21 protein-coding genes are annotated in these 22,589 nt (G+C 70.2%); 11 read left to right on the top strand and 10 right to left on the bottom strand.

What is annotated here, in order from left to right; all coding sequences use genetic code 11:
- The first annotated feature begins 12 nt into the window (after positions 1-12).
- Both AC1DG4_RS15505 and AC1DG4_RS15500 read left to right on the top strand, forming a co-directional pair.
- Positions 13-1,503, top strand: coding sequence for an APC family permease (locus AC1DG4_RS15505; protein WP_477380865.1), 1,491 nt, complete (start codon positions 13-15; stop codon positions 1,501-1,503).
- A 58-nt stretch (positions 1,504-1,561) separates the two neighbouring features.
- Complete coding sequence (locus AC1DG4_RS15500; RefSeq protein WP_477380867.1) at positions 1,562-2,164, top strand: TetR family transcriptional regulator; 603 nt, start codon at positions 1,562-1,564, stop codon at positions 2,162-2,164.
- A 70-nt stretch (positions 2,165-2,234) separates the two neighbouring features.
- Here AC1DG4_RS15500 and AC1DG4_RS15495 read toward each other — a convergent pair whose 3' ends face one another.
- Positions 2,235-3,989, bottom strand: a complete 1,755-nt coding sequence (locus AC1DG4_RS15495; RefSeq protein ID WP_477380869.1) for a proline--tRNA ligase — start codon at positions 3,987-3,989, stop codon at positions 2,235-2,237.
- Between the two features lie 70 nt (positions 3,990-4,059).
- Positions 4,060-4,833, bottom strand: coding sequence for an isocitrate lyase/PEP mutase family protein (locus AC1DG4_RS15490; RefSeq protein WP_477380871.1), 774 nt, complete (start codon positions 4,831-4,833; stop codon positions 4,060-4,062).
- Between the two features lie 53 nt (positions 4,834-4,886).
- Between AC1DG4_RS15490 and AC1DG4_RS15485 the strand changes: the two genes are divergently transcribed.
- The 6 genes from AC1DG4_RS15485 (at position 4,887) to AC1DG4_RS15460 (ending at position 11,376) form a co-directional block, all read left to right on the top strand.
- Positions 4,887-6,305, top strand: a complete 1,419-nt coding sequence (locus tag AC1DG4_RS15485; RefSeq protein ID WP_477380873.1) for an RNB domain-containing ribonuclease — start codon at positions 4,887-4,889, stop codon at positions 6,303-6,305.
- A 16-nt stretch (positions 6,306-6,321) separates the two neighbouring features.
- Positions 6,322-7,644, top strand: coding sequence for an erythromycin esterase family protein (locus AC1DG4_RS15480; protein ID WP_477380875.1), 1,323 nt, complete (start codon positions 6,322-6,324; stop codon positions 7,642-7,644).
- A gap of 65 nt (positions 7,645-7,709) precedes the next feature.
- Positions 7,710-8,633, top strand: a complete 924-nt coding sequence (locus AC1DG4_RS15475) for a hypothetical protein (RefSeq protein WP_477380877.1) — start codon at positions 7,710-7,712, stop codon at positions 8,631-8,633.
- Positions 8,630-8,977 (top strand): GntR family transcriptional regulator, encoded by a 348-nt coding sequence (locus tag AC1DG4_RS15470; RefSeq protein WP_477380879.1) that lies wholly within the window; start codon positions 8,630-8,632, stop codon positions 8,975-8,977. The genes AC1DG4_RS15475 and AC1DG4_RS15470 overlap by 4 nt, the downstream gene beginning before the upstream one ends.
- Before the next feature lie 98 nt (positions 8,978-9,075).
- Entirely contained in the window at positions 9,076-9,780 is a 705-nt protein-coding gene (locus AC1DG4_RS15465; RefSeq protein WP_477380881.1) for a nucleotidyltransferase domain-containing protein, read from the top strand.
- An 87-nt stretch (positions 9,781-9,867) separates the two neighbouring features.
- Positions 9,868-11,376 (top strand): HNH endonuclease signature motif containing protein, encoded by a 1,509-nt coding sequence (locus AC1DG4_RS15460; protein ID WP_477380883.1) that lies wholly within the window; start codon positions 9,868-9,870, stop codon positions 11,374-11,376.
- A gap of 17 nt (positions 11,377-11,393) precedes the next feature.
- Here the strand turns inward: AC1DG4_RS15460 and AC1DG4_RS15455 are convergent, their stop codons facing one another.
- From AC1DG4_RS15455 to ispG, 4 genes are read right to left on the bottom strand one after another with little or no spacing between them, the layout of a single operon-like run.
- Positions 11,394-11,966, bottom strand: a complete 573-nt coding sequence (locus AC1DG4_RS15455) for a nitroreductase family protein (protein WP_477380885.1) — start codon at positions 11,964-11,966, stop codon at positions 11,394-11,396.
- 14 nt (positions 11,967-11,980) lie between these two features.
- Entirely contained in the window at positions 11,981-12,841 is an 861-nt protein-coding gene (locus tag AC1DG4_RS15450) for an alanyl-tRNA editing protein (RefSeq protein ID WP_477380887.1), read from the bottom strand.
- Positions 12,842-12,878: 37 nt separating this feature from the next.
- Complete coding sequence (locus AC1DG4_RS15445; RefSeq protein ID WP_477380889.1) at positions 12,879-13,205, bottom strand: nuclear transport factor 2 family protein; 327 nt, start codon at positions 13,203-13,205, stop codon at positions 12,879-12,881.
- Positions 13,206-13,245: 40 nt separating this feature from the next.
- Positions 13,246-14,397 carry a flavodoxin-dependent (E)-4-hydroxy-3-methylbut-2-enyl-diphosphate synthase gene (gene ispG / locus AC1DG4_RS15440; protein ID WP_477380891.1) on the bottom strand — a complete coding sequence of 384 codons (1,152 nt, stop codon included), beginning with the start codon at positions 14,395-14,397 and terminating at the stop codon, positions 13,246-13,248.
- Positions 14,398-14,579: 182 nt separating this feature from the next.
- On the opposite strand from ispG, the gene AC1DG4_RS15435 reads away from it, so the two are divergent.
- Complete coding sequence (locus tag AC1DG4_RS15435; protein ID WP_477380893.1) at positions 14,580-16,478, top strand: chorismate-binding protein; 1,899 nt, start codon at positions 14,580-14,582, stop codon at positions 16,476-16,478.
- 4 nt (positions 16,479-16,482) lie between these two features.
- Here the strand turns inward: AC1DG4_RS15435 and AC1DG4_RS15430 are convergent, their stop codons facing one another.
- The 3 genes from AC1DG4_RS15430 to AC1DG4_RS15420 all read right to left on the bottom strand — a co-directional run bounded on the left by AC1DG4_RS15430 (position 16,483) and on the right by AC1DG4_RS15420 (position 20,047).
- Complete coding sequence (locus tag AC1DG4_RS15430; protein ID WP_477380894.1) at positions 16,483-17,814, bottom strand: M50 family metallopeptidase; 1,332 nt, start codon at positions 17,812-17,814, stop codon at positions 16,483-16,485.
- 85 nt (positions 17,815-17,899) lie between these two features.
- The gene (dxr, locus tag AC1DG4_RS15425; protein WP_477380896.1) at positions 17,900-18,985 is read right to left on the bottom strand and encodes a 1-deoxy-D-xylulose-5-phosphate reductoisomerase; all 1,086 of its coding nucleotides are present in this window, start codon (positions 18,983-18,985) and stop codon (positions 17,900-17,902) included.
- A 93-nt stretch (positions 18,986-19,078) separates the two neighbouring features.
- Positions 19,079-20,047 carry an FKBP-type peptidyl-prolyl cis-trans isomerase gene (locus tag AC1DG4_RS15420; protein WP_477380898.1) on the bottom strand — a complete coding sequence of 323 codons (969 nt, stop codon included), beginning with the start codon at positions 20,045-20,047 and terminating at the stop codon, positions 19,079-19,081.
- 261 nt (positions 20,048-20,308) lie between these two features.
- Here AC1DG4_RS15420 and AC1DG4_RS15415 point away from each other — a divergent pair, with 261 nt between their 5' ends.
- Entirely contained in the window at positions 20,309-20,998 is a 690-nt protein-coding gene (locus tag AC1DG4_RS15415; RefSeq protein WP_477380980.1) for a lysophospholipid acyltransferase family protein, read from the top strand.
- 9 nt (positions 20,999-21,007) lie between these two features.
- On the opposite strand, the gene AC1DG4_RS15410 is transcribed toward AC1DG4_RS15415, so the two are convergent.
- Positions 21,008-21,502, bottom strand: coding sequence for an OsmC family protein (locus AC1DG4_RS15410; RefSeq protein ID WP_477380900.1), 495 nt, complete (start codon positions 21,500-21,502; stop codon positions 21,008-21,010).
- Positions 21,503-21,581: 79 nt separating this feature from the next.
- On the opposite strand from AC1DG4_RS15410, the gene AC1DG4_RS15405 reads away from it, so the two are divergent.
- Positions 21,582-22,577, top strand: a complete 996-nt coding sequence (locus AC1DG4_RS15405; RefSeq protein WP_477420377.1) for an asparaginase — start codon at positions 21,582-21,584, stop codon at positions 22,575-22,577.
- Positions 22,578-22,589 lie beyond the last annotated feature (12 nt).

Raw genomic sequence — 22,589 nt, 5'->3', positions numbered from 1 at the left:
CAGGAGCCGATGATGCCCCGATCTTCCCCCGACGATATCGTGGTCGCCGCGCCGGCCGACGCCGCCCTCACCGGCGGCACCGCGCTCGCCCGCCGCAGGCTGGGCGTCTGGGCGATCGTGTTCTTCGTGATCTCCGCCGCGGCACCGCTCACGGTCGTCGCCAGCGCCGCCCCCACCGACTTCCGCCTCGCGGGGATCGGCGGGCCTGGAGCCATGCTCGCCTCGGGCATCGTGCTGATGCTGTTCGCCGTGGGGTTCACCGCGATGTCGCGCTATGTCCGCAACGCCGGTGCGTTCTACATCTACGGAGCGAAGGGTCTCGGCAAGCCGATCGGGATCGGGATCGTGTTCGTCACGATCTTCTCCTACGCGGCGCTCTGCATCTGCTTCTACGGCTTCGTCGGCTTCTTCGGCGAGATGACGTTCTCCGCACTGTTCGGGATCGAGCTGCCGTGGACGGTCTACGCCCTCATCGCCTTCCTCGCGGTCGGCATCCTCGGCTATCGCAAGATCGACGTCGGGGCGAAGATTCTCGCGGTGCTGCTCACCGCCGAGGTCGCGATCCTGCTGATCCTCGCGATCGGCGTGCTCGCGCAGGGCGGCCCCGAGCCGATCTCGTTCGCCGCGTTCGCTCCGCAGAACGTGTTCTTCGCCGCCGGCAGCGGCGCGCTGTTCGTGTTCGGCTTCGGCGCCTACCTCGGCTTCGAGAGCACTGCGATCTACACCGAGGAGGCGATCCGTCCCACCCGCACCGTGCCGATGGCGACGTACATCGCGATCGCGTTCCTCGGGATCTTCTACGCCTTCACGTTCTGGATCCTCACGGTCGCGTTCGGCGTGGACGGCGTGCTCAAGCTCGCGCAGGAGGACACGTTCCAGGACATGGTGTTCAACGCCGGCGAGCAGTACCTCGGCCTCTGGGCGTCGATCACGATGCGCATCCTGATCGTGACCAGCTTCTTCGCCTGCCTGCTCGCGTTCCACAACGCCTGCACCCGCTACCTGTTCTCGATCGGTCGTGAGCGGCTGCTGCCCGCCTGGCTCGCCCGCACGCAGATCAAGACCCAGGCGCCCCACCACGCGAGCCTCGTGATGAGCATCATCTCGCTCGCCGCGATCGTGATCACGCTCGCGACCGGTGCGGATCCCTTCCTCGGCTTCGCGCTGCCGGTGTACTCGGTGGGTGTGGCGGGCCTCGTGTTCGCGCAGGCGGTCGCGGCGATCGCCGTCGTCGGCTTCTTCCTGCGCGACCGTCGAGGGCACAGCGTCTGGCGTGTGCTCGTCGCACCGGCGCTCGGAGCGATCGGCCTCATCGTGGGATGGGTCCTCATCGCGACGAACTTCAGCCTCGTCTCGGGCGTCGAGGGCCCGATCAACATCGCGCTGCTGGCGCCGACCCCCGTGCTGTTCTTGGCCGGGATCGTGATCGGCTTCATACTCAAGGCCCGCAACCCGCGCCACTATGCTGAGCTGACCACGGTGGTCGTGGACGACGAGGGCTGAGCGCGCCGCTGCAGGATCCGGACGTGGCGGCTCCGACAGTTCGCAGGAAGGGGTCGCCGTGCCGGCACCGCACAAGCACAGCGCTCGCCGCGCGGAGCTCATCTCGGCCACCCGCCGTGTCGCAGGCCGGAGCGGTTTGAACGCGACGAACGTGCGCGCTGTCGCGGCCGAGGCGTCGGTGAGCGCCGGCAGCGTGCTCTACTACTTCCCGAGCTTCGACGACCTCATGTACGCGACCGTCGAGGGCGTCCTGGAGGAGATGTACGAGCACCGCAGGGTGATCGCGGAGCAGGAGCCGGATCCGATCCGACGGCTCGCGAAGCTCGTCGAAGCCGGTGTGCCCGACGAGATCAGCGACCATCTGCGCATGGCCTACGAGAGCATCCCGCTGCTGCGCGAGCAGCCCCAGTACCGTCCGCTGCATCGCTCGATCGTCGAGCGTCAGGTGAGCCTGTACCGATCCACGATCGAGATCGGGGCGGCACTCGGCGCGTTCCGGCCCGCGGCGGAGCTCACCGTGATCGCGCGCAACATCGTCGCGCTCGAGGACGCTTACGACCTGTATCCGCTGATCGGCCTCGAGCTCGGCGCGGCGACCTGCCGCGCGAACATCCTGTCGTACGCGTCGCTCGCGCTGGGCTGCGAGTTCACCACCGAGTGACCCGCCACGCACGCCGAAGGCCCCAGAATCCTCTTCGGGTTCTGGGGCCTTCGCGATGCGAGGGCGGCGGTCAGCGCGTCGTGAGCGCCTGCAGAGCCTCGGCGAGCGAGACGGTGTCGCGCTCGCCGCTGCGGCGGTCCCACAGCTCGACCTGACCGTCGGCGGCGCCGCGGCCCGCCACGAGCACGCGCGGCACACCCACGAGCTCGGCGTCGCCGAACTTGACCCCGGGCGAGACCTTGGGGCGGTCGTCGTAGAGCACGTCGAGACCCGCGGCCTCGAGCTGGGCCGCGGCCTCCGCCGCCACGTCGAAAGCGACCTGGTCGCGACCGGCTGCCACCACATGCACGTCGAACGGCGCGACCGAGGCCGGCCAGATGAGTCCCTTGTCGTCGTTGTTGAGTTCGGCGATGATCGCGAGGATGCGGGTCACGCCGATGCCGTACGAGCCCATCGTGACGGTCACGAGCTTGCCGTTCTCGTCGAGCACCTTGAGCCCGAGCGCGTCGGCGTACTTACGGCCGAGCTGGAAGACGTGGCCGATCTCCATGCCGCGCGCGAGATGCACGGGACCGGATCCGTCGGGCGCGGGGTCGCCTTCGCGCACGTTTGCGATCTCCACGATGCCGTCGGCCGAGAAGTCGCGGCCCGCGATGACGGAGTGCGCGTGCTTCTGGTCGATGTTCGCGCCGGTGATCCAGCTCGTGCCCTCGACGACGCGGGGGTCGAGGAGGTAGCGGATCCCGGTTGCGGACTCCTCGCCGAGGATCGCGCCGGTGGGCGACCACGGACCGATGTACCCCTTGACCAGCAGCGGGTGCTTCTCGAAGTCGTCGGGGGTCGCCGGCTCGATCTCGGCCGGGGCGAAGGCGACCTCTGCGCGCTTCTCGTCGACCTCGCGGTCACCGGGGATGCCGATGACGACGAGTTCGCGCGTGCCGTCGAGATGCGTGAGCGCGAGCACGACGTTCTTCAGCGTGTCGGCCGCTGTGAACTCTCCCTCGAGGTTCGCGTTCGCGTGCGTCACGAGCGTCTCGATCGTGGGCGTGTTCGGCGAGTCGAAGATCACGGGAGCGCCGTCCGCGAACGGAACCGTCTCGGGGATCGCGGTCGTGTACGCCTCGACGTTGGCCGCGTAGCCGCCCTCGGAGCGCACGAAGGTGTCCTCGCCGACGGGCGTCGGGTGCAGGAACTCCTCGCTGCGGGACCCGCCCATGGCGCCGGCATCGGCCTGAACGATGACGTACTCCAGGCCGAGGCGCTGGAAGATGCGCTCGTAGGCGTCGCGCTGCGCCTGGTAGCTGATGTCGAGGCCGGCATCGCTGGCGTCGAAGGAGTAGGCGTCCTTCATGGTGAACTCGCGTCCGCGCAGGAGACCGGCGCGGGGCCGGGCCTCGTCGCGGTACTTGTCCTGGATCTGGTAGATCGTCAGCGGCAGGTCCTTGTACGAGGAGTACAGGTCCTTCACGAGCAGCGTGAACGCCTCCTCGTGCGTGGGCGCGAGCAGATAGTCGCCGCCCTTGCGGTCCTGCAGGCGGAACAGCAGGTCGCCGTACTCGTCCCAGCGACCTGACGCCTCGTATGCCTCACGCGGCATGAGCGCCGGGAAGTGCACCTCCTGTGCGCCCGCGGCGGCCATCTCCTCGCGGACGACCTTCTCGATGCGGGCCTTGACGCGCAGGCCCAGCGGGAGCCAGGCGAAGATGCCCGACGCCTGCGGTCGGATGTATCCGGCGCGGATCAGCAGCTTGTGGCTCGCGACCTCGGCGCCGGCCGGGTCTTCGCGGAGCGTGCGGAGGAAGAAGTTCGAGAGACGTGTGACCACCAGGCAAGTGTACTGACGGCGATCGCCCCGCCTGTGCGCGCTGCAGAGGCGGGGCGATCGGCCGTTCGGATCAGTTGAGCGCGCGGGTGCCCGCCGGGATGATGCCGCCGGCGTAGATCTCCGCCGCGTTGTCCTGCAGCGCCGTGAGAGCGACGCGCTGCGGCAACGGGCCGTAGGAGATGCGGGCGACGCCCAGCGCCTCGTACTCGGTCGAGGTGAGAGCCCCGGGCAGACCGATGACGCTGACCTTGCCGTGTCCGATCCCCTCGACCAGAGCGCGGGTGGTGTCGGCGTCCAGGATCCCCGGCACGAACACGCAGGTGGCGCCGGCGTCCAGGAAGGCCCTGCCGCGCTCGATCGCATCGGCCAGGGACTCGGCGACGGGGCGACCGCCGCCCCGGACGAACGCGTCGGTGCGCGCGTTCAGCACGAATGGCATTCCCTCGGCCTCGCCAGCCCGGATCATCGCCTCGACGTCGGCGGTCGCTTCCGCGAGGGGACGCAGCCGGTCCTCGACGTTCGCGCCGACGACGCCCGCGCCGATCGCGAGACGCACGGTCTCCCCCGGGTCGCCGTAGCCGTCGTCGAGGTCTGCGGTCACCGGCAGCTCGACCGCGGCCGCGATGCGGCCGACCATGTCGAGCATGAGCTCGCGCGGGATCGCGCCGTCGGCGTAGCCGTAGGAGGAGGCGATGGAGTGGCCCGCCGTCGCGATGGCGGTGGTCTCGGGCAGGGCGGCGATCGCCCGGGCGGAGACGACGTCCCACACGTTCACGACGCGGAGGATCTCGGGGGCCGCGTACAGCGCGGCGAGGGTGCGGGCCTTGTCGGCAGAGGTGGTCATGGACACAACGCTAATACCCGGCTCCGACCGCGGGGTCGGCCTAGGCTGAACCCATGCTGCAGCGCCGATCGCACGTCGCCCCGTCCGCCGCACAGAGCGAGCTCGCCACCGCGCTCGCGGCACTGCGCACCGAGATCGATGCGCCAACGGGGTTCCCGCCCGAGGCTCTCGCAGAGGCTGCATCGGCCACAGCGCCCGCGCCGGAGCTGGACCTGCGCGACATCGCCTTCGCCACGTTGGATCCGGCCGGATCCATGGATCTCGATCAGGCCTTCCAGATCGAGCGGAGCGGATCCGGCTACACCGTCCGTTATGCGATCGCGGATGTCCCGTCGTTCGTGACGCCGGGCGGCGCGCTCGACGAGGCGGCGCGCGCCCGCGGCGAGACGCTGTACGCGGCGGACGGGACGATCCCGCTGCATCCGCCCGTCCTCAGTGAGGGTCGTGCCTCGCTGCTGCCGGATCAGGACCGGCCCGCGCTCGTGTGGACCTTCGCTCTGGACGCGGCCGGAACGGCCACCGACACGCGTCTCGAACGCGCCCTGATCCGCTCTCGCGCGAAGCTGGACTACGTCGCCGCCCAGGCGGACCTCGACGCCGGCAGAGACACCCCGGCCGCGCTCCTCCCAGAGGTCGGGCGACTGCGCCTGGCGCAGGAGGCGCAGCGCGGTGGCGCGAGCCTAAACCTGCCGGACGACGAGGTCGTGCGCAAGGAGGACGGCACCTACGCGATCGAGCGCCGCACGCCGCTGCCGATCGAGGACTGGAACGCGCAGCTGTCGCTCATGACCGGCATGGCCGCGGCGCAGCTCATGCTGCAGGCGAAAGTCGGGATCCTGCGGACCATGCCCCAGCCCGACGACGCCGCGTTCGACACCTTCCGCCGGCAGACCGAGGCGCTCGGCGTGCCGTGGACGTCCGGCCGCTACGGCGACTACCTGCGCGGCCTCGATCGGGACGATCCGCGCACCCTGCCGATCCTGGAGGCCGCATCCGCCCTGTTCCGAGGCGCGGGGTACGTCGCGTTCGACGGCGAGGTCCCCGCGGAGACGACGCAGGCCGCGATCGCCGCGCCCTATGCACACGCCACCGCGCCGCTGCGTCGCCTCGTGGACCGTTGGTCCCTCGCGATCTCGCTCGCGGTGAGCCGCGGTGAGGAGATCCCGGCGTGGGTGCACGAGAGCATGGGGCAGGTTCCGGATCTGATGCGCGCCGCGGCGCAGCGGTCGTCCACACTGAACTCGCGCACGCTGGACCTCGTGGAGGCCGCGGTGCTCGCGCCGCACGTCGGTGAGACCTTCGTGGCCGTCGTGATCCGGCGCAACGGCGAGCGCGGCACCGTGCAGATCACGGATCCGCCCGTGACCGCGTCGATGGCGCTGCCGGATGCGGCGGCCGCGGGTGCGACCATCCAGGTGGTCCTGAACTCCGTCGACGTCACGAAGGGGCAGGTCGCCTTTGCAGTCGCCTGAGGGCTCCGCAGACGCCGTGACCGCGTGGCTCCGCAGCCATGCGCATCGTCTGCGCACGCTCGACCCGGATCAGGACGACGATTCGGACCTCGAGCCGCTTCTCGGCATCGTGGGCGATGCCCGCGTCGTCGCGATCGGTGAGTCGATGCACCGCGTGCACGAGTTCTTCGCACTGCGCCATCGGGTGTTCCGGTTCCTGCATCGGCGCGCCGGGTTCACGGCCCTCGTGACCGAGAGCGGACTGCCGGAGGGAAGACTCGTCGACGAGTGGATCCGCACCGGGCACGGCGGCCTGCGGGCCGCCCTGCGGGACGGGGTCTCGTACCGTTTCGGGGCCTGCCAGGAGATGCTCGACCAGCTCACCTGGATGCGTGAGCGCACCGCGACAGGGCGCGCCACCCCGCGCTGGTACGGGATGGATCTGCCCGACTCCTCGGCGAGCGCGCTGCCAGGGATCCTCGCCGCGCTCGATGTGCTCGACGAGGCGGATCCGCGCTACGCCGCGCACATCCGCACGACGCTGCTGCCGCTGTTCGGATATCTCCCCGACGATCGCACGGGCCTGGCGCAGGCCGCACCCTCCATCCAGGCGTATCTGGCGCTGCCCGCACCCGATCGTGCGGTCATCACCGTCGGCATCGCCGACCTCGCCGCACGGATCCGCGCGCGGCGGCGCGAGGAGATCGCGGCGCTCCCCGGTGATGCACTCGCCGAGGAGCGGGTGGACTTCGCGATCCGCGCCGCCGAGAGCGCCCGCGCGGCCGACGCCTTCCTCCAGGCGATGACCGCAGGTCCTACCCGTACCTGGCCCGCCGCGAACATCCGCGACGCATGGATGGCCGACACGGTGGAGTGGATCCTGCAGCGGGAGCCGCGCATCGTGGTCGCGGCGGCCAACGGGCATGTGCAGCGCACCCCGTTCTCCGCTCCCCCGTTCGTCCCGGATCCGATGACGACCCTGGGGGGCCACCTCGCCGATCGGCTCGGCGAAGACCTCGTGGTGATCGGGACGGCGTTCGGCGGCGGTGAGCAATGGCTGCACCGCCCCGGCCCCGCCGACCCCCCGGGGCATTCCCGCCCTTTCATCGCACCGCTCGCCTCGCTCGAGCCGTCCAGCCTGGATGCGACGCTCGAGCGCTCAGGGATCGGCGACGCGGTCATCGACCTGCGCACCGCGCCTGAAGCGGCCGCCATCGCGCTCGACCTCACGACCGGGTGGCACAACGGCGACGTGATCCAGCCGGGCCGCGCGCGCGACGCGTTCGACGCGGTGGCCTTCGTCCGGTCGGTGACGCCCTGGCGGACCTGGATCGACGACCGGGGGCTGGATCGGCGCTGACCGTTGCCGATGTACCACTCGACAGATACATTATGTACCAGTCGATTGATACATAGGAGGTGCCCATGTGGATCGCAGTGCTCCTGGTCTACGGCCCTGCCGCGGCAGGCCTCGCGGGCGCGCTCGTTGCCCGCCTCGTGTGGATGCGGAACCTGCCCCGGTACGGTCGCGCCACGATGACCACGACCGTGCTCGCGGGCGCCGTCCCGGTGATCGCGTTCCTCGTCGCCCGCCTCATCATCTGGTGGTCCTCCCCCTCGACATCCGTGCAGGACGGCTATGAGCTGGAGCGATTCAGGGCCGTCCTTCCGTTTGCCCTCGGCATCGTGACCGTCCTGCTGCTGGCGGTGCGCTTTCCTCGGGGCGCTCGATCGACCTCGGCGGACATCTCGCCGCGCACCCTGCGTACGTTCCTCGGCGGATGGTGGATCGCCGGACTCCTGGCGGTCGGTGCGCTCGTCCTCGCACTGACGATCGCGTTGGGAGCCCCCTCCCGACCCGACGGCGCGGGTCGCTACACACAGCGTTGGGAGGCGATCGGCACGAACGGCGCCCGCTCGGGATTCGGCGCCTACGGCTGGTACTACTCGGTGCCTGCAATGATCGCTCTCGCCCTGCTCCTCGCAGTCACGGCGATCGCGTGGTGGTCGATCCCTCGCCGCGCCTGGGACGCATCGGTCGAAGAGGACGCCGCCCTTCGACGCCTTCGCGCCGAGAACGTCGGTCGAGCCGCGCTGGGTGCGATGCTCGTCCACCTCGGCTTCGTCCTCAACCAGCTGCGAGGCGCTGCCACCACCGCCTCGGAGCTGCTGTCCACTCGCGAGGGGACGATCACCATCCCCAGCCCGCTGGCCGCCATGGAACCCATCTTCGCGTGGGCCTCTCCCCTGGCCGAGGCCGTCGGGCTCGGGCTCTGGCTCCTCATCGCTCTCAGCGCCGTCCCGACGCCCGCGCGCCGGATCTCGCCGTCCCCGTCCTTCGCGCCATGATCATCACCCTCTCCGCCACCGGCGGCACGCCCGCCGAGCAGGTGCACGGCCAGCTTCGTGGACTGATCACGAGCGGCCGCCTCGCCGCGGATGAACGGCTGCCGTCAGTGCGCCAACTCGCATCCGATCTCGGCGTCGCCCCCGGCACCGTGGCCAGAGCATACAAGCAGCTCGAGGAAGAGGGCCTCGTGGTCTCCCGCACAGGCGCCGGTACGCGCGTGAGCCGGTCTGCGACCCCCGTCTCGCGGGCGGTCGCCGAGGCGGCGCGCGCTCTCGCTGCCGCAGCCCGACGCGACGGCCTCTCTCCCGCGGACGCCGAGCGCGTCCTGCGCGCGATGTGGTGATCGGGCGGGCCATCGATCCGCAGCTGCGCCGGGCGCGACACCCCGGCGACGGAAGGCCGCAACGCCGTCGCCGGTGATCCCGAAGCTACGCTGAGCCGATGCATCACCTCGCCCTCGCCGAGCGATTCGTCGCTGCTTACTTCCCTGCCGCGACGACCGCAGTGCTCGCCGGAAGCACGGTACGAGGCACGCGCACGCCGACGAGCGACCTCGATCTGCTGCTCATCGGAGAAGACCTCTTCGCGGATGCCCGTGCCGCGACCGGACCGTCAAGTCATGCCGCGACCTATGGCTTCGAGGGCGAGGCCGTCGAGGTGTTCGCCTACACACCTTCCGGGTTCGAGGAATGGGCGCGACGAGGCGTCGCCCAGCATCGACCGGTGATCGTGCACATGCTGATGGAGGGGTTGCCGTTGCGAACCGGTCCAGAACTGACGTCGCTGCGCGAGCGCTGGGCTTCTGTGCTCAGTGCCGGCCCGACGGTGAGCGATGCCGAGTCCGCGACGCGCCGCTACGTCATCACCGATCTGCTCGACGACTACCGTGATGCCCGCGATCCACTGGAGCGTCATCAGCTCGCCGCAGCACTATTCGATCGGACCGCCGAGCTGATCCTCCTCACGAATGGACGATGGATCGCATCGGGCAAGTGGCTGCCGCGCCGCTTCCGCGACTTCGATCCACAGCGAGCGGCGCTGCTCTCCGCACCGCTGCTGACCGGCGATCCCGCATCGTTCGCGGCTCAGATCGAGTACGAGCTCGACCTCGCCGGAGGCCGCATCCACGAAGGCTACGTGCGCTGACGATCCGCACAGCCCGCCCTCGCTCGAATTTCTTCCCGGATCCTGGATCGTCCCGCGGAATGTCCGTGGTGGACGAGAGAATCGAGCATGGAACTTTTCACCGACATCGAAGCACAGGTTCAGACCCTGCGCGCGCTGCTCGGTGACGCTCTCGAGTCGACCGATCTCGTCCCTCTCATCGAGGGACTCGACGACGCACAAGCGGTCGATGCGATCACGGCGGCGACAGCGCTGGTCAAGAGCGAGGAGAGGGTCCGCGCGGCGGCCACCGGCGTGATCGCGGCCCGTTCCTCCCGCGAGGCGGGGCAGGCCGGGCTGGCGCAGTCCCGCGGACACAGGAACGTCGCCTCCCTCGTTCAGGAGATCACGGGATCGACGAGAGCCGAGGCCAGCCGGCAGGTGCGGATCGGCGAGTCGCTCCTCGCCTCGGCGACGACGGTCTCTTCAGACCCGGCCGTCGGCGATTCGCCTTCGGATGGCGAGTCGAATCGCGCGGAGAAGCCGGTCGCGCCCTGGCACACCGGACTCGATCGCGCCCTTCTCGATGGGCGGCTCACCTCGGCGCAGCACGACGCCATCCGTCAGGGGCTCGCAGACCCTCCCCTCGCCGAGGAACTGACGGAGGGACACGACGCGACGGAGCGCGACGCGCTCATGCGCGAGTTGTGGGAGGTCGCCGCCGATCAGCTCATCGATGCGGCGGCTCACGACTCTGCCGAGATGCTGAGCGCTGCGGCTCGCGCGATACGCGACCGACTCGACCCCGACGGCGCGGCCCGACGCTTCCGGGAAAGGTACTCGCGGCGCTCGTTCCGCGTGTGGACCACCGCCGATGGGCACAAGCGGGGCGCGATCGACTTCGATGACGAGGGCTACGCGTGGGCGACCACGATCATCGCCAACGCCATGCGCCCGCGCACCGGCGGTGCCCGGTTCGTCGATGCCGAGGAGAAGGCCCGCGCGCAGGCTCTGACCGACGACCCTCGCACGAACGACCAGCTCACCTACGACCTGTTCCTCGACCTGCTCCGCACGGGGGCGCTCGCCGACGCCCCGGCCGTGTTCGGCGCGCGGCGCGCGGGGGTCCGCATCGTCCAGGTCGTGAACGGCGACGGCATCGCGGATCCGATCGCACATGCGGAGGAACATCTGCACACCTTCCCCGCGGCAGTCGCAGAGCAGCAGAGATGCGATGTCGGCGCCGTCACGGTCACGGTCGACTCTCGCGGGAACCCGCTCGACGTCGGCCGTGAACACCGCCTCTTCACGCCCAAGCAGCGTGTCGCACTCGCCGTCCGAGACGGTGGATGCCGATGGACGGGCTGCGACCGTCCTTCGTCCTTCGGCGAAGCGCACCACATCGATGAGTGGGTCCGCGATGACGGGCGGACCGACATCGACCGCGGCATCCTGCTGTGCAGGTTCCATCACATGCAACTGCACCATGGCGGCTGGCGGATCACCCGCCACGAGAAGGAAGACTTCGTCCTTCATCACCCTCGCGGGCAGACCTTCGCGCTCCCGCCCCGACCTGCCCTCCGATACGCCTGGGCGGGAGTGCAGCCATGGCGGAAGCGATTCCGGACGGCGGCATGACGGGATCGCGGAAAGCGTCAGTCGCGAGCCCAGGTGATCTCGTCGCGACCGACCCGCTCGCGGCTCGTGCCCGCGGAAGAGACATCCCCTGGCTCGTGGGAGGCGCGACCGAACGCGGTCATGGAAGTGACCTCCCAATGGGGCGGGATCTGGAACTCGGCCGCGAGCCCGTCGCGATCGAATGCCCGGAACTGGTGAGCGTCGAGTCCGAGATGAAGGCCCTGGATCGTCATGTGGGCGACGGCCTGGCCGAGGTCGTAGCGAGCGAATTCCGAGTACTCCCAGTCGGCGGTCCCCTCGACCAGCACATGCGCGCAGTTCACCACCAGGAGTGACGCGTCGGGGGCCCACATCGACGAGCTCCGGGCGAGATACGGCACGAGCCGCTGGTGGATCTCATCGCCCCGACGCGCGATGAGGAACATCCAGGGCTGGCCGTTCCCCGCGGACGGCGCCATCCGCGCGGCGTCCAGCAGCGAATCGACGTGCGCGGCGCTGATCTCGAACTCCGGGTCGAAGCCCACCGGGCTGAATCTGCCGGCCAGCGCCGGATGCACCCCGGGAACGGCCGGGACTTCGCAGATCGTCATGGACCCGTCCGACGCTAGGCCTGCACGGCCGACGTCGTCATCACGAGCAGCTGCGGATCGGACAGATCCAGCGACACCCTGATCGACGCGAACTCTGCGAGCGACGACACGTGCGTGCCGCCGCAGAGGATCGACGCGGTGCCCTCGGGCAGCCCGCACACCCAGCGACGGCGATCCACGATCGTCTCGCCGTCCACCTCGATCCGGCTCGATGCGCCGGATGCCACCCACGCCGCAAGCTGTGCGTTGATGCGCCTCTCGCGTTCGGCCACCGACGCGGCGAAACCCTCGGTGTCGAAGCCCGCCTTGCGCAGGCTCTTGCCGAGCCGGTACTCGTCGACCGAGCCGTTCTCGTGAATGAGGCTCGTCTGGTTCGCCCGGCCCTCGAAGTCGGGGGTGCCGAGCGCGTCGGATCCGGGATCCTTGCGCCACAGATCGGCGACCGCGAGATCCAGAGCCAGCGAGGCGAGGTGACAAGCGGTGTGCCCGCGGCTCAGCCCTGCACGGTGCTCCGCGTCGACCGTGGCCTCGGCCGCCGCGCCAGCGGCGAGCGCCGAAGGAACCGCCTCGACGCGATGCCCGACGAGCCAGGTCCAGCCCTCCGCACCGCGCTTGACGGGGATGTCCGCGCCGACCGCGACCTCGCCTTCATCGCTCACCGCCGCCATGACCGCCTCGGTGACCGCGACCTCCACGTCGTCCAGGCGAAGCGCACCCCGATCCCCCGGCTGGTCCGGCCAGGTGTGGTCGACAGGGTGGAACGGCGTCCGATCCAGCACGACGACCGCACCGTCCTCCGCCGGGTGCACGCCCACGACGCGCGCCGACTCGACGAGGGACCCCGAGGGGAAGGTGACGACGGTGCTGTGCGGCACGGAGACTCCAGACAAGGCGACGAGAAGGATGCCGACGTCAGTGCGCCGGCGGGATGGTGAAGCTCGCCAGGCGGTCGCCGGAGACCACGAAGATCCCGTCCGACTCGCCGTTGAAGACGCTGCTGCGCCAGCCGAAGCGGATCCGGGTCGTGTCACCTTCGGTGTCCGCGGACAGGACAGTCATGCGGGCGCCGGCGCCGATCGCGTCCGACCCCGCCCAGCCACGCACGCCCTCGGGGCCGGCCTTGACGTTGCCCCAGTCGCTGACAAAGCCGTCTGGCGTGAACGCGGCGACGAACGCCTCGGTGTCGGCATCGTTGATGGCGTCGATCATCCGCTGCACAGCGGCGGGAAGTTCGCTCATGATTCCTCCTCAGTAAGGTCTTACTCCGACTCGCGGACCCTCAGCTGGTGAGGACCTGCGCAGTACCGAGCGGCGCGTTCGGACCCATCTCGTCGGCGAGTCGGTTCGCCTCCTCGATGAGGGTCGCGACGATGTCCTCCTCCGGCACGGTCTTGATGACCTCGCCCTTGACGAAGATCTGCCCCTTGCCGTTGCCGGACGCGACACCCAGGTCCGCCTCGCGAGCCTCGCCCGGACCGTTCACGACACAGCCCATGACGGCCACACGCAGCGGCACGGTCATGTCCTTGAGCCCCTCCGTGACGTCCTCGGCGAGCGTGTAGACATCGACCTGCGCCCGCCCGCACGACGGGCACGACACGATTTCGAGCTTGCGCTCGCGCAGGTTCAGTGACTGCAGGATCTGGTGGCCGACCTTGACCTCCTCGGCCGGAGGGGCGGACAGCGAGACGCGGATCGTGTCGCCGATACCCTCGCCGAGCAGGATTCCGAAGGCGGTCGCCGACTTGATCGTGCCTTGGAAGGCGGGTCCCGCCTCGGTCACGCCGAGGTGCAGCGGCCAGTCGCCCATCGCGGCGAGCAGCCGGTAGGCCTTCACCATGACGACGGGGTCGTTGTGCTTGACCGAGATCTTGAAGTCGTGGAAGTCGTGCTCCTCGAACAGCGACGCCTCCCAGCGCGCGCTCTCGGCGAGCGCCTCGGGGGTGGCCTTGCCGTACTTCTCGAGCAGGCGCGGGTCGAGCGAGCCCGCGTTCACGCCGATGCGCAGCGAGACGCCCGCAGCCTTCGCGGCCATCGCGATCGCGCCCACCTGGTCGTCGAACTTGCGGATGTTGCCCGGGTTCACGCGCACCGCCGCACAGCCGGCGTCGATCGCCTGGAACACGTACTTCGGCTGGAAATGGATGTCCGCGATGACCGGGATCTGGCTCTTCTTCGCGATGATGTGCAGCACGTCGGCATCATCCTGAGACGGCACAGCGACCCGCACGATCTCGCAGCCGGAGGCCGTGAGTTCGGCGATCTGCTGCAGCGTCCCGTTGATGTCGGTGGTCTTCGTGGTCGTCATCGACTGCACGCTCACGGGAGCACCACCGCCGACGAGCACCTTGCCGACCTTGATCTGGCGGCTCTTGCGTCGCGGGGCGAGGACGTCGGGGATCCGGGGCATACCCAGGTTCACAGCTGGCACGTCATCCAGGGTACCCGTGCGCAGCTGGACGGGATCCGTGTGGTAGTTTCGGCGCATGTCCGCGAACCGCACTTGGTGGCCCGCCCGTTAGGCGGAGAGTTCGCGACCCACGATCCAGACCGCCTTCCGGGGCGGTCTTGTCATTTCTGCCGCGTCGGATCCCTCATTCAGGAGCACCTTCAATGACCACCGCCGACCGGATCCACGCCCTCGATTCGTCGTTCGTCCTGCTCGCCCGCGAAGACTCGGACAGCGTCGAGCTGCTCACCGGCGAGATCGTCGATGTGACGAACCTCGCCGACATCCCCCTGGGCACAGGGGGCGAGCGCCGCGAGGTGTTCGCCCTCGTCCCCTACCGCCAGGTGCGCGAGCGCGGCTTCGAGGCGCAGGACGACGGCGCGCCGCTGCGCTGCCTGATCGTCGACGAGCACCTGCACCTGCCCGCGGACGAGGTGCGCGCGGCGCTGCCTGCGGATCCGATCCCGCTGCATGACGGTGGCTTCGACCTCAGCGACGAGGACTACGCCGCGATCGTCGAGCGCGTGATCGCCGACGAGATCGGGCGCGGCGAGGGCGCGAACTTCGTGATCCGCCGCGACTACATCGCCCGCATCGACACGACCGTGCCCGGGGCGGAGCGCACGGCGGCACTCACCTGGTTCCGGGCGCTGCTCGAGCACGAGCGCGGCGCGTACTGGACGTTCGCGGTGGTGACCCCCGGCGTGGTCGCGGTCGGCGCGAGCCCCGAGGCGCACGTCGTCGCCCGGGGCGGCGTCGTGACGATGAACCCCATCTCCGGCACGTTCCGCCACCCGGCGGGCGGATCGACCACCGCGGCGCTCGGCGAGTTCCTCTCCTCGACCAAGGAGACCGAGGAACTGTTCATGGTGGTCGATGAGGAGCTGAAGATGATGAGCGCGGTCTGCTCCGACGGCGGGCGGATCACCGGCCCGCACCTCAAGCAGATGTCGCGGCTCACGCACACCGAGTACATGCTGCGCGGCAGCAGCCGGCTGGACCCGCGCGACATCCTGCGCGAGACCATGTTCGCGCCGACCGTGACCGGTTCCCCGATGCAAAACGCGTGCACGGTGATCCGCCGACACGAGCGCAAGCCTCGTGGCTACTACTCCGGCGTGGCGGCGCTCTTCACGCCGAACGACACAGGCGGCCACGACCTGGACGCGCCGATCCTCATCCGGACGGTGTATCTCAAGGACGGTGAGGTGAGCGTGCCGGTCGGCGCCACCCTCGTGCGCCACTCCGATCCGGCCGGCGAGGTCGGCGAGACCCACGGCAAAGCCGCGGGCGTGCTGGGCGCGATCGGCGCTGTCGCGCGCGACACCGCTGCCGAGGCCCGCGAGGACGCCGATGCGCCCGGATCGGGCGCGACCCCGGCCGACGATCCGGCGATCCAGGCGCTGCTGGCCTCCCGCAACGCCCGCCTCGCCGAGTTCTGGATCAACCCCCAGGACGGCGGCACCCAGGCGTCGGCCGCCGCACCCTTCGCCGGACGCACGGCCGTGGTCGTGGACGCGGAGGACCGTTTCACGACCATGCTCGCGCACCAGCTGCGCCATCTCGGACTCGACGTGCGGATCCTGCCGTGGGCCGAGGCCGACGATGCCGAGATCGACGCGGCGGACCTGCTCATCGCGGGCCCCGGCCCCGGCGATCCCAGGGACGGTTCCTCCCCCCGCATCGCCCGGATGCGCGACCTTGTTGCACGCCGCCGCGAGACGGCGCGCCCGCTGCTCGCCGTGTGCCTCAGCCACCAGATCCTCGCGGACTCGCTCGGGATCGAGCTGGCCCCGCTCGCCAGCCCGCATCAGGGCCTGCAGAAGGCGGTGCCGGTGTTCGGCGAGGACGCCTCGATCGGCTTCTACAACACGTTCACGGCGCGCGTCTCACCCGGTACGACGGAAGCCGGCGTCGCCGAGGTGTCCGCCGACGCGGTATCCGGCGACGTCTACGCGCTGCGCGGCCCGGCTTTCGCCTCGGTGCAGGGCCACCTGGAGTCGATCCTGTCCCGCGACGGGATGACGACGCTGCAGCGCCTGGTCGAGCACGCCCTGAACTGAACGCTCAGCCGATCGTCACCGGGTGGAACAGGTCGGCGACGAGCAGCAGGCCGCCCATGCCGACCAGCAGCGCCGCCACGACGATCGTCAACGGCACGAGCCGGGTGGCGTCGACGGGCTTGGGCTTCGGGCGCCGGAACACCTTGGCCCAGGCGCGCTTCAGCCCATCCCACAACGCGACCACGATGTGGCCGCCGTCCAAGGGCAGCAGCGGGATCAGGTTGAACACGAACAGCGCGATGTTCAGCGACCCCATGAGGCTCAGCAGCACGGCGAAGCGGTTCAGCAGCGGAGCGTCGGCTGCGGCCACCTCGCCGGCGATGCGGCCGACCCCGATCACGCTGAGCGGGCCGTTCGGATCCCGCGGAGTGCCGGTGACCAGTGAGACGCCGACGTCCCACAGCCGCACCGGCAGGTTGCCGATGAGCTGCACGACGGCTCCGGTGTTCGCCATCGCCTGATCGAACCCGGCGGACACCGGCTGCTGCACGTAGGCGAGCTGAGCGCCGACTCCGGCGTAGCCGACCGTGTGCATCACGGCGTTGCCCTTGTCGTCGACGACCGCGCGCCCGTTGCCGTCCGCCTCCTGCCGCTGGGCGGCGACAGGGGTCAGCTGCAGCGTGAGCCGGGATCCGCCCCGCTCGACGACGAGCGGGAGGGCCTTGCCGGGCGAGGCCTGGATGATCGCGCTGGCCTCGGCGAAGGTGCTGACGTCCTTCCCGTCGACCGAGACGATCCTGTCCCCCGGCTTGACTCCGGCCTGTGCCGCGGGGGCCACCGGGTCCGATGCGGAGCACGAGGTCTGGGTGGATCCCGCCGGCAGCACGCACTCCGAGACCGACGCGATCGTGGTCGTGCCCTGCTGAAGTCCGATTCCGCTCAGCAGCACCGTGAACGTCACGACCGCGAGCACCAGGTTCATGAACGGGCCGCCGAACATGACGACGACCCGCTTCCACACCGGCAGCAGGTAGAAGACGCGACTCGCGCGCTCAGGCTCGATGGTCTCGTCGTTCGCAGCCCTCGCGTCCTGGATGAGGCTGCGGAAGGCGCCGCGCGAACGACTCCGCCCGCCGCTCTCGCCCTGATCGCCGGGTGAGGGCGGGTACATGCCGGACATGGAGATGAAGCCGCCGATAGGCAGCGCCTTGACGCCGTACTCCGTCTCGCCGATCTTCTTCGAGAACAGGCGCGGCCCGAAGCCGATCATGTACTGGCCGACGTGCACGCCGAACAGCTTGGCGGGAATAAGGTGCCCGAGCTCGTGCAGGGCGATCGAGACACCGAGCCCGACCAGCACGAACAGCAGGCCGCCGATGTATAACAGGATCTCCACCCCGCTACGTTACCGGTGCCGGGCTAGGAAACGGCCGTGCCGGACCTGTGCACTCGCCAGGATCCACCCGGTCCGGCCCGGCGGATCAGCCCTGCGCGGCGATCATCCGGTCGGCGGTGGCGCGCGCCCAGGCCTCGGCGGCGGCCAGCGACTCGACCGTGAGCTCGTCGGGCGGCTCGTGGGCGTCGACGACGCGCTCGATGGTGTCGACGATGGCGAGGAAGCTCAGCCGCCCCTCGTGGAACGCGTTCACGGCCTGCTCGTTCGCGGCGTTGTAGACGGCCGGGAAGGTGCGCGCGGCCCGACCGACATGCTTCGCCAGCGCGACCGACGGGAAGGCCGCGTTGTCGAGCGGCTCGAAGGTCCAGCTCGCCGCCTTGGTCCAGTCGATCGGCCGCCCCACGCCGCCCACGCGGTTCGGCCAGTCCAGGCCCAGCGAGATGGGCAGGCGCATGTCGGGCGGGGAGGCCTGCGCGATCGTGGATCCGTCTACGAACTCCACCATCGAGTGCACGATCGACTGCGGATGCACGACGACCTCGATCCGCTCATAGTCCACATCGAACAGCAGGTGCGCCTCGATGACCTCGAGGCCCTTGTTCACGAGCGTCGCCGAGTTGGTCGTGACCATGCGTCCCATGTCCCACGTGGGATGCGCGAGCGCCTCCGCGGGGGTGACCGCGGCCATCTCCTCCCGGGACCGGCCCCGGAAGGGCCCTCCGGACGCGGTCACGACGAGCCGGCGGACCTCCTGCTTCGTCCCGGACCGCAGCGCCTGCGCGAGCGCGGAGTGCTCGGAATCGACGGGCACGATCTGACCCGGCGCGGCGAGCGCGGCGACGAGGGAGCCGCCGACGATCAGCGACTCCTTGTTGGCGAGCGCCAGGGTGCGGCCGGCCTTCAGGGCGGCGAGGGTCGACCCGAGCCCGATGGATCCGGTGATCGCGTTGAGCACCACATCGGCCTCGACGTCGCGGACCAGCTGCTCGGCCTCGGCGGCGCCGAGCGCCGTGTCGTCCACGCCGAATTCCTCGGCCTGCTGCTCCAGCAGATCCGCCTGCGTGCCCGCGGCGAGGCCGACCAGTTCGAAACGATCCGGATGGGACCGGATCACGTCGAGGGCCTGAGTGCCGATGGAGCCGGTGGAGCCGAGGATGAGGACGCGACGCATGGCCTCAGCCTAGGCCGTGTCCCGTCGCGCGGATCGGGGCCCGCCACGTCAGCGACGTGGGCGGGCCCCGATCAGCGTCAGGAAGCGCTCAGCTCACTGAGCGGGGGCCGCCGACGGCAGCGTGCCGAGGATGTCGATCACGAACACCAGCGTCGAGTTGGCGGGGATCGATCCGGAAGCCTGGGCCCCGTAGCCGTCGGCCGGCGGGATCACGACGAGCACCTGCGAGCCCACCTTCTGGCCCTCGAGCGCCTTCTTGAAGCCGGTCACCACGCCGGTGGTCTGGAACTGTGCCGGCGTCCCCCGCTTCCAGCTGGAGTCGAATTCCTTGCCGTCGGCCCAGGTCACGCCGCGGTACTGCACGATCACGTAGTCGCCGCTTCCCACGGTCGGCCCGTCACCCTGCTTGAGGTCGGCGATCTTCGTCTCCGTCGGCGGGTCGGACTTGGGGATCGTGATGTCGGGCGCGCCGTCTTTGGCGAGCTTCACGGTCGGCATCCCGGCGACGGGGGCGACCGCCTTGCCGTCGGCGACGGTCGAGAGCTTCTTCGTGGACTGCGCGTAGACGACGACGGACGGCTGCCCCTGGCCGAGGAGCTTGCCCGGCACGGCGAGGACGACGGAGGATCCGAGCGGCTGGCATTCCAGCGCCGCGACGAACAGCGACTGCTGCTTCGGGTCGAGGAGGACGGGGAGCTGATCATCCGTGCCCCGCTCGCTCGAGTCCAGGGCGGCGTTGTCGGCGGCGCCGACGATCCGGTACTGCACCGACACGAGGTCCCCGGCGACGACGTTCTTGCCGTCGCCCTTCTTCAGGATCGTGCGTTCGACGGAGGTGGCGGCGTCGATGTCGGATCCGGACGGCACCGTGACCTTCAGGTCCTTGCCCTCGCCATCGACCTTGACGGCGTCCGAGGTCTTGCCCGGCTTGGCGTTGAGCAGGCATGAGGACGATGCAGACGGAGACGGTGACGCGGAGGGGTTCCCGGCTCCGGCGCAGCCGGAGAGCAGGAGAGCCGTCGCTGCGACGGCGGAGAGAGCAGCGGCAAGGCGGATGCGCACGGAGGACCTCGAGACGTAGAGACGAACCCGCCCATCCTGCCCTATCGGGCTTTGCCGCCGCTGGGAGGCAGGGCGACCCGCCTCGCCGCTCCGCGTCGCGTGCTCATTCCGATCACGGAATGGATCCTGATCTAGCCTTGTCTGGTGACCCCGGAACCCGAACCCGCAGCGTCTGCGGCCCGCGACGAAGCCGTCGCGGATCAGCACCAGGCCGAAGACGAAGAGGTGCATCGGGCCGGCGCGACCTATCTGCTCGGCCGGATGATCCTGATCCCGCTCACGCGGTTCATCTACCGCCCTCGCATCGAGGGCCGCGCGAACGTGCCGATGGACGGCCCGATCATCATCGCGTCGAACCACCTCTCCTTCATCGACTCGATCGCGATCCCCGTCGCGGCCCCCCGGCGCGTGCATTTCCTCGCGAAGTCGAGCTACTTCGAAGGCACGAGCCTCAAGGGCCGCTTCGTGGCGAACTTCATGCGCGCGGTCGGCGCGATCCCGGTGCGCCGGGGCGCGGGGCAGGCGGCACTGGACGCGCTGGACGCGCAGCGGAAGCTGCTGGATCAGGGGCTCGCCGTCGCCCTGTACCCCGAGGGCACGCGGTCGACCGACGGCCGCCTCTACAAGGGACGCACGGGGGTTGCCTTCCTCGCACTGCAGACGGGCGCGAAGGTCGTGCCGGTCGGCGTGATCGGCACCGACAAGGCGATGCCCGTGGGCGCCAAGATGCCGAAGATCGGCTCGAAGGTCACGATCCGCTTCGGCGAGCCGCTGGACCTCTCGCACCACGGCACCGCGAACTCCGGCCGCGCCCGCCGCGGCGCGACCGACGAGATCATGACGGCGATCCACGCGCTGAGCGAGCAGGAGCTCGCCGGCGTCTACAACGAAGTCCCGGCACAGGGCGCGATCGAGAAGATCAAGCAGGCCCTGCCCCACGAGCGGCGCTGACCGCGCGGGTCACACCCGGGTGGCGGCCGGGTCCGCGACCAGGATCGTGGCCTCGTGGTGCACGGGGAACGACACCGAGTTCGCGATGAAGCACCAGGCGTTGGCCTGCGCATGCGCGGCCTCGGCGGCCGCACGCATGGACTCGTCGGCGACCGTCACCACCGGATGCAGCGTCACTTCGGTGAACGCGCCGCCGCCGCGCCCGTCCTCCTGCATCGTGCCGGTGGCCTCGTCGCGGTAGTCGACGACGACGACCCCCGCCGTCACGCAGGCGTGCAGGTAGCTCAACAGGTGGCACTCGCTGAGTGCCGCGAGCAGCATGTCCTCAGGGTTCCAGCGGGTGGGATCGCCTCGGAACGGCTTGTCGGAGGAGGCCAGCAGATCCGGCTTGCCCTCGACGCTGACCGTGCTCGCGCGGTCGTAATCGCGATAGCCCGAGGTGCCGCTGCCCCTGTTCCCGGTCCAGGTCGTGCGGAGAGCGTAGCGATGCGTGCCGAGGGTCATGGATCCATCGTGCCAGGATCCCGCTCGCCCCGGCCGAAATGCGCCGTCGGCGGTGTGCGCGCCCACTAGGCTGGCACTCGTGGTGCAGACTCTGACCGTCCAGGATGCCGTGGAACTCGCCGTCGTCGAACGGAACGGATTCATCGAATCCCGCCACATCGGCGCCGCGGTCGTGCTCTCGCCGGAGGGCGAGGTCGTAGTCCGTCACGGCAACTCCGATGCACTGGTGCTGCCCCGCTCCAGCCTCAAGCCGCTGCAGGCCATCGCGTGCCTGACGGCCGGCGCCCCGCTCGAGGGCGAGCAGCTGGGCCTCGCGACGGCGAGCCACATCGGCACCGACCGGCACGTCGCCGTCGTGCGCGAAGTGCTCGCGGCCGGGGGCCTCACCGAGGACGACCTGGGCTGCCCTGAGGACTGGCCCGGCGATTCGGCCACCAGGGACGAGCTCGTACGCGATCACGCCGGCAAGGCGCGCATCCGGATGAACTGCTCGGGCAAGCACGCCACGATGCTGCGCGCCTGCATCGCGAACGACTGGCCGACCGCCGGCTACCTCGATCTGGATCACCCTCTGCAAGTGCACATCAAGGACGTCGTAGAGCGACTCAGCGGTGAGCGCGTCGCGGCCACGGCCATCGACGGCTGCGGCGCGCCCGTGCACGCGATCACGCTCACCGGGCTCGCCAGGGCCCTGCACCGCATCGGCACCGCCTCGGAGCGCTCGCCGTTCGCGCTGCACCGGGTCGCCGGCGCGCTGGTGCGCACGGTGCGGGAGAATCCGTGGACGATCGAGGGCCCTGGGCGCCCGGACACCATCGCGATCGAGAAGCTCGGCGTGTTCGCGAAGCACGGCGCGGAGGGCGTGATGGTGATGGTGGCCCCGAACGGCGCCACGGTCGCCCTGAAGATGCTCGACGGCTCCGGCCGCGCGGCGACGATCGTCGCCGCCACTCTGCTCGCCCGTGCGGGCGCGCTGACCGACGCGCAGGTGGACAGCCTCGCCTCGGCCCTTCCACTTGCCGTCCTCGGAGGCGGCAGCGGCGTGGGGGCCATCCGCCCCGGCGCCGGAATCTAGCGCCCTCAGAAG

Source organism: Microbacterium sp. 05N427, assembly GCF_056397105.1.
This window is presented reverse-complemented; position numbering and strand designations above follow the sequence as displayed.

What these genes read in the sequence shown, in the direction of transcription:
- dxr (WP_477380896.1), bottom strand. Translation starts at nt 18,985, where the DNA reads ATGCGTCGCGTCCTCATCCTCGGCTCCACCGGCTCCATCGGCACTCAG.
- AC1DG4_RS15415 (WP_477380980.1), top strand. Translation starts at nt 20,309, where the DNA reads ATGATCCTGATCCCGCTCACGCGGTTCATCTACCGCCCTCGCATCGAG.
- AC1DG4_RS15475 (WP_477380877.1), top strand. Translation starts at nt 7,710, where the DNA reads ATGTGGATCGCAGTGCTCCTGGTCTACGGCCCTGCCGCGGCAGGCCTC.
- AC1DG4_RS15435 (WP_477380893.1), top strand. Translation starts at nt 14,580, where the DNA reads ATGACCACCGCCGACCGGATCCACGCCCTCGATTCGTCGTTCGTCCTG.
- AC1DG4_RS15455 (WP_477380885.1), bottom strand. Translation starts at nt 11,966, where the DNA reads ATGACGATCTGCGAAGTCCCGGCCGTTCCCGGGGTGCATCCGGCGCTG.
- AC1DG4_RS15485 (WP_477380873.1), top strand. Translation starts at nt 4,887, where the DNA reads ATGCTGCAGCGCCGATCGCACGTCGCCCCGTCCGCCGCACAGAGCGAG.
- AC1DG4_RS15490 (WP_477380871.1), bottom strand. Translation starts at nt 4,833, where the DNA reads ATGACCACCTCTGCCGACAAGGCCCGCACCCTCGCCGCGCTGTACGCG.
- AC1DG4_RS15445 (WP_477380889.1), bottom strand. Translation starts at nt 13,205, where the DNA reads ATGAGCGAACTTCCCGCCGCTGTGCAGCGGATGATCGACGCCATCAAC.
- AC1DG4_RS15465 (WP_477380881.1), top strand. Translation starts at nt 9,076, where the DNA reads ATGCATCACCTCGCCCTCGCCGAGCGATTCGTCGCTGCTTACTTCCCT.
- AC1DG4_RS15410 (WP_477380900.1), bottom strand. Translation starts at nt 21,502, where the DNA reads ATGACCCTCGGCACGCATCGCTACGCTCTCCGCACGACCTGGACCGGG.
- AC1DG4_RS15470 (WP_477380879.1), top strand. Translation starts at nt 8,630, where the DNA reads ATGATCATCACCCTCTCCGCCACCGGCGGCACGCCCGCCGAGCAGGTG.
- AC1DG4_RS15460 (WP_477380883.1), top strand. Translation starts at nt 9,868, where the DNA reads ATGGAACTTTTCACCGACATCGAAGCACAGGTTCAGACCCTGCGCGCG.
- AC1DG4_RS15505 (WP_477380865.1), top strand. Translation starts at nt 13, where the DNA reads ATGCCCCGATCTTCCCCCGACGATATCGTGGTCGCCGCGCCGGCCGAC.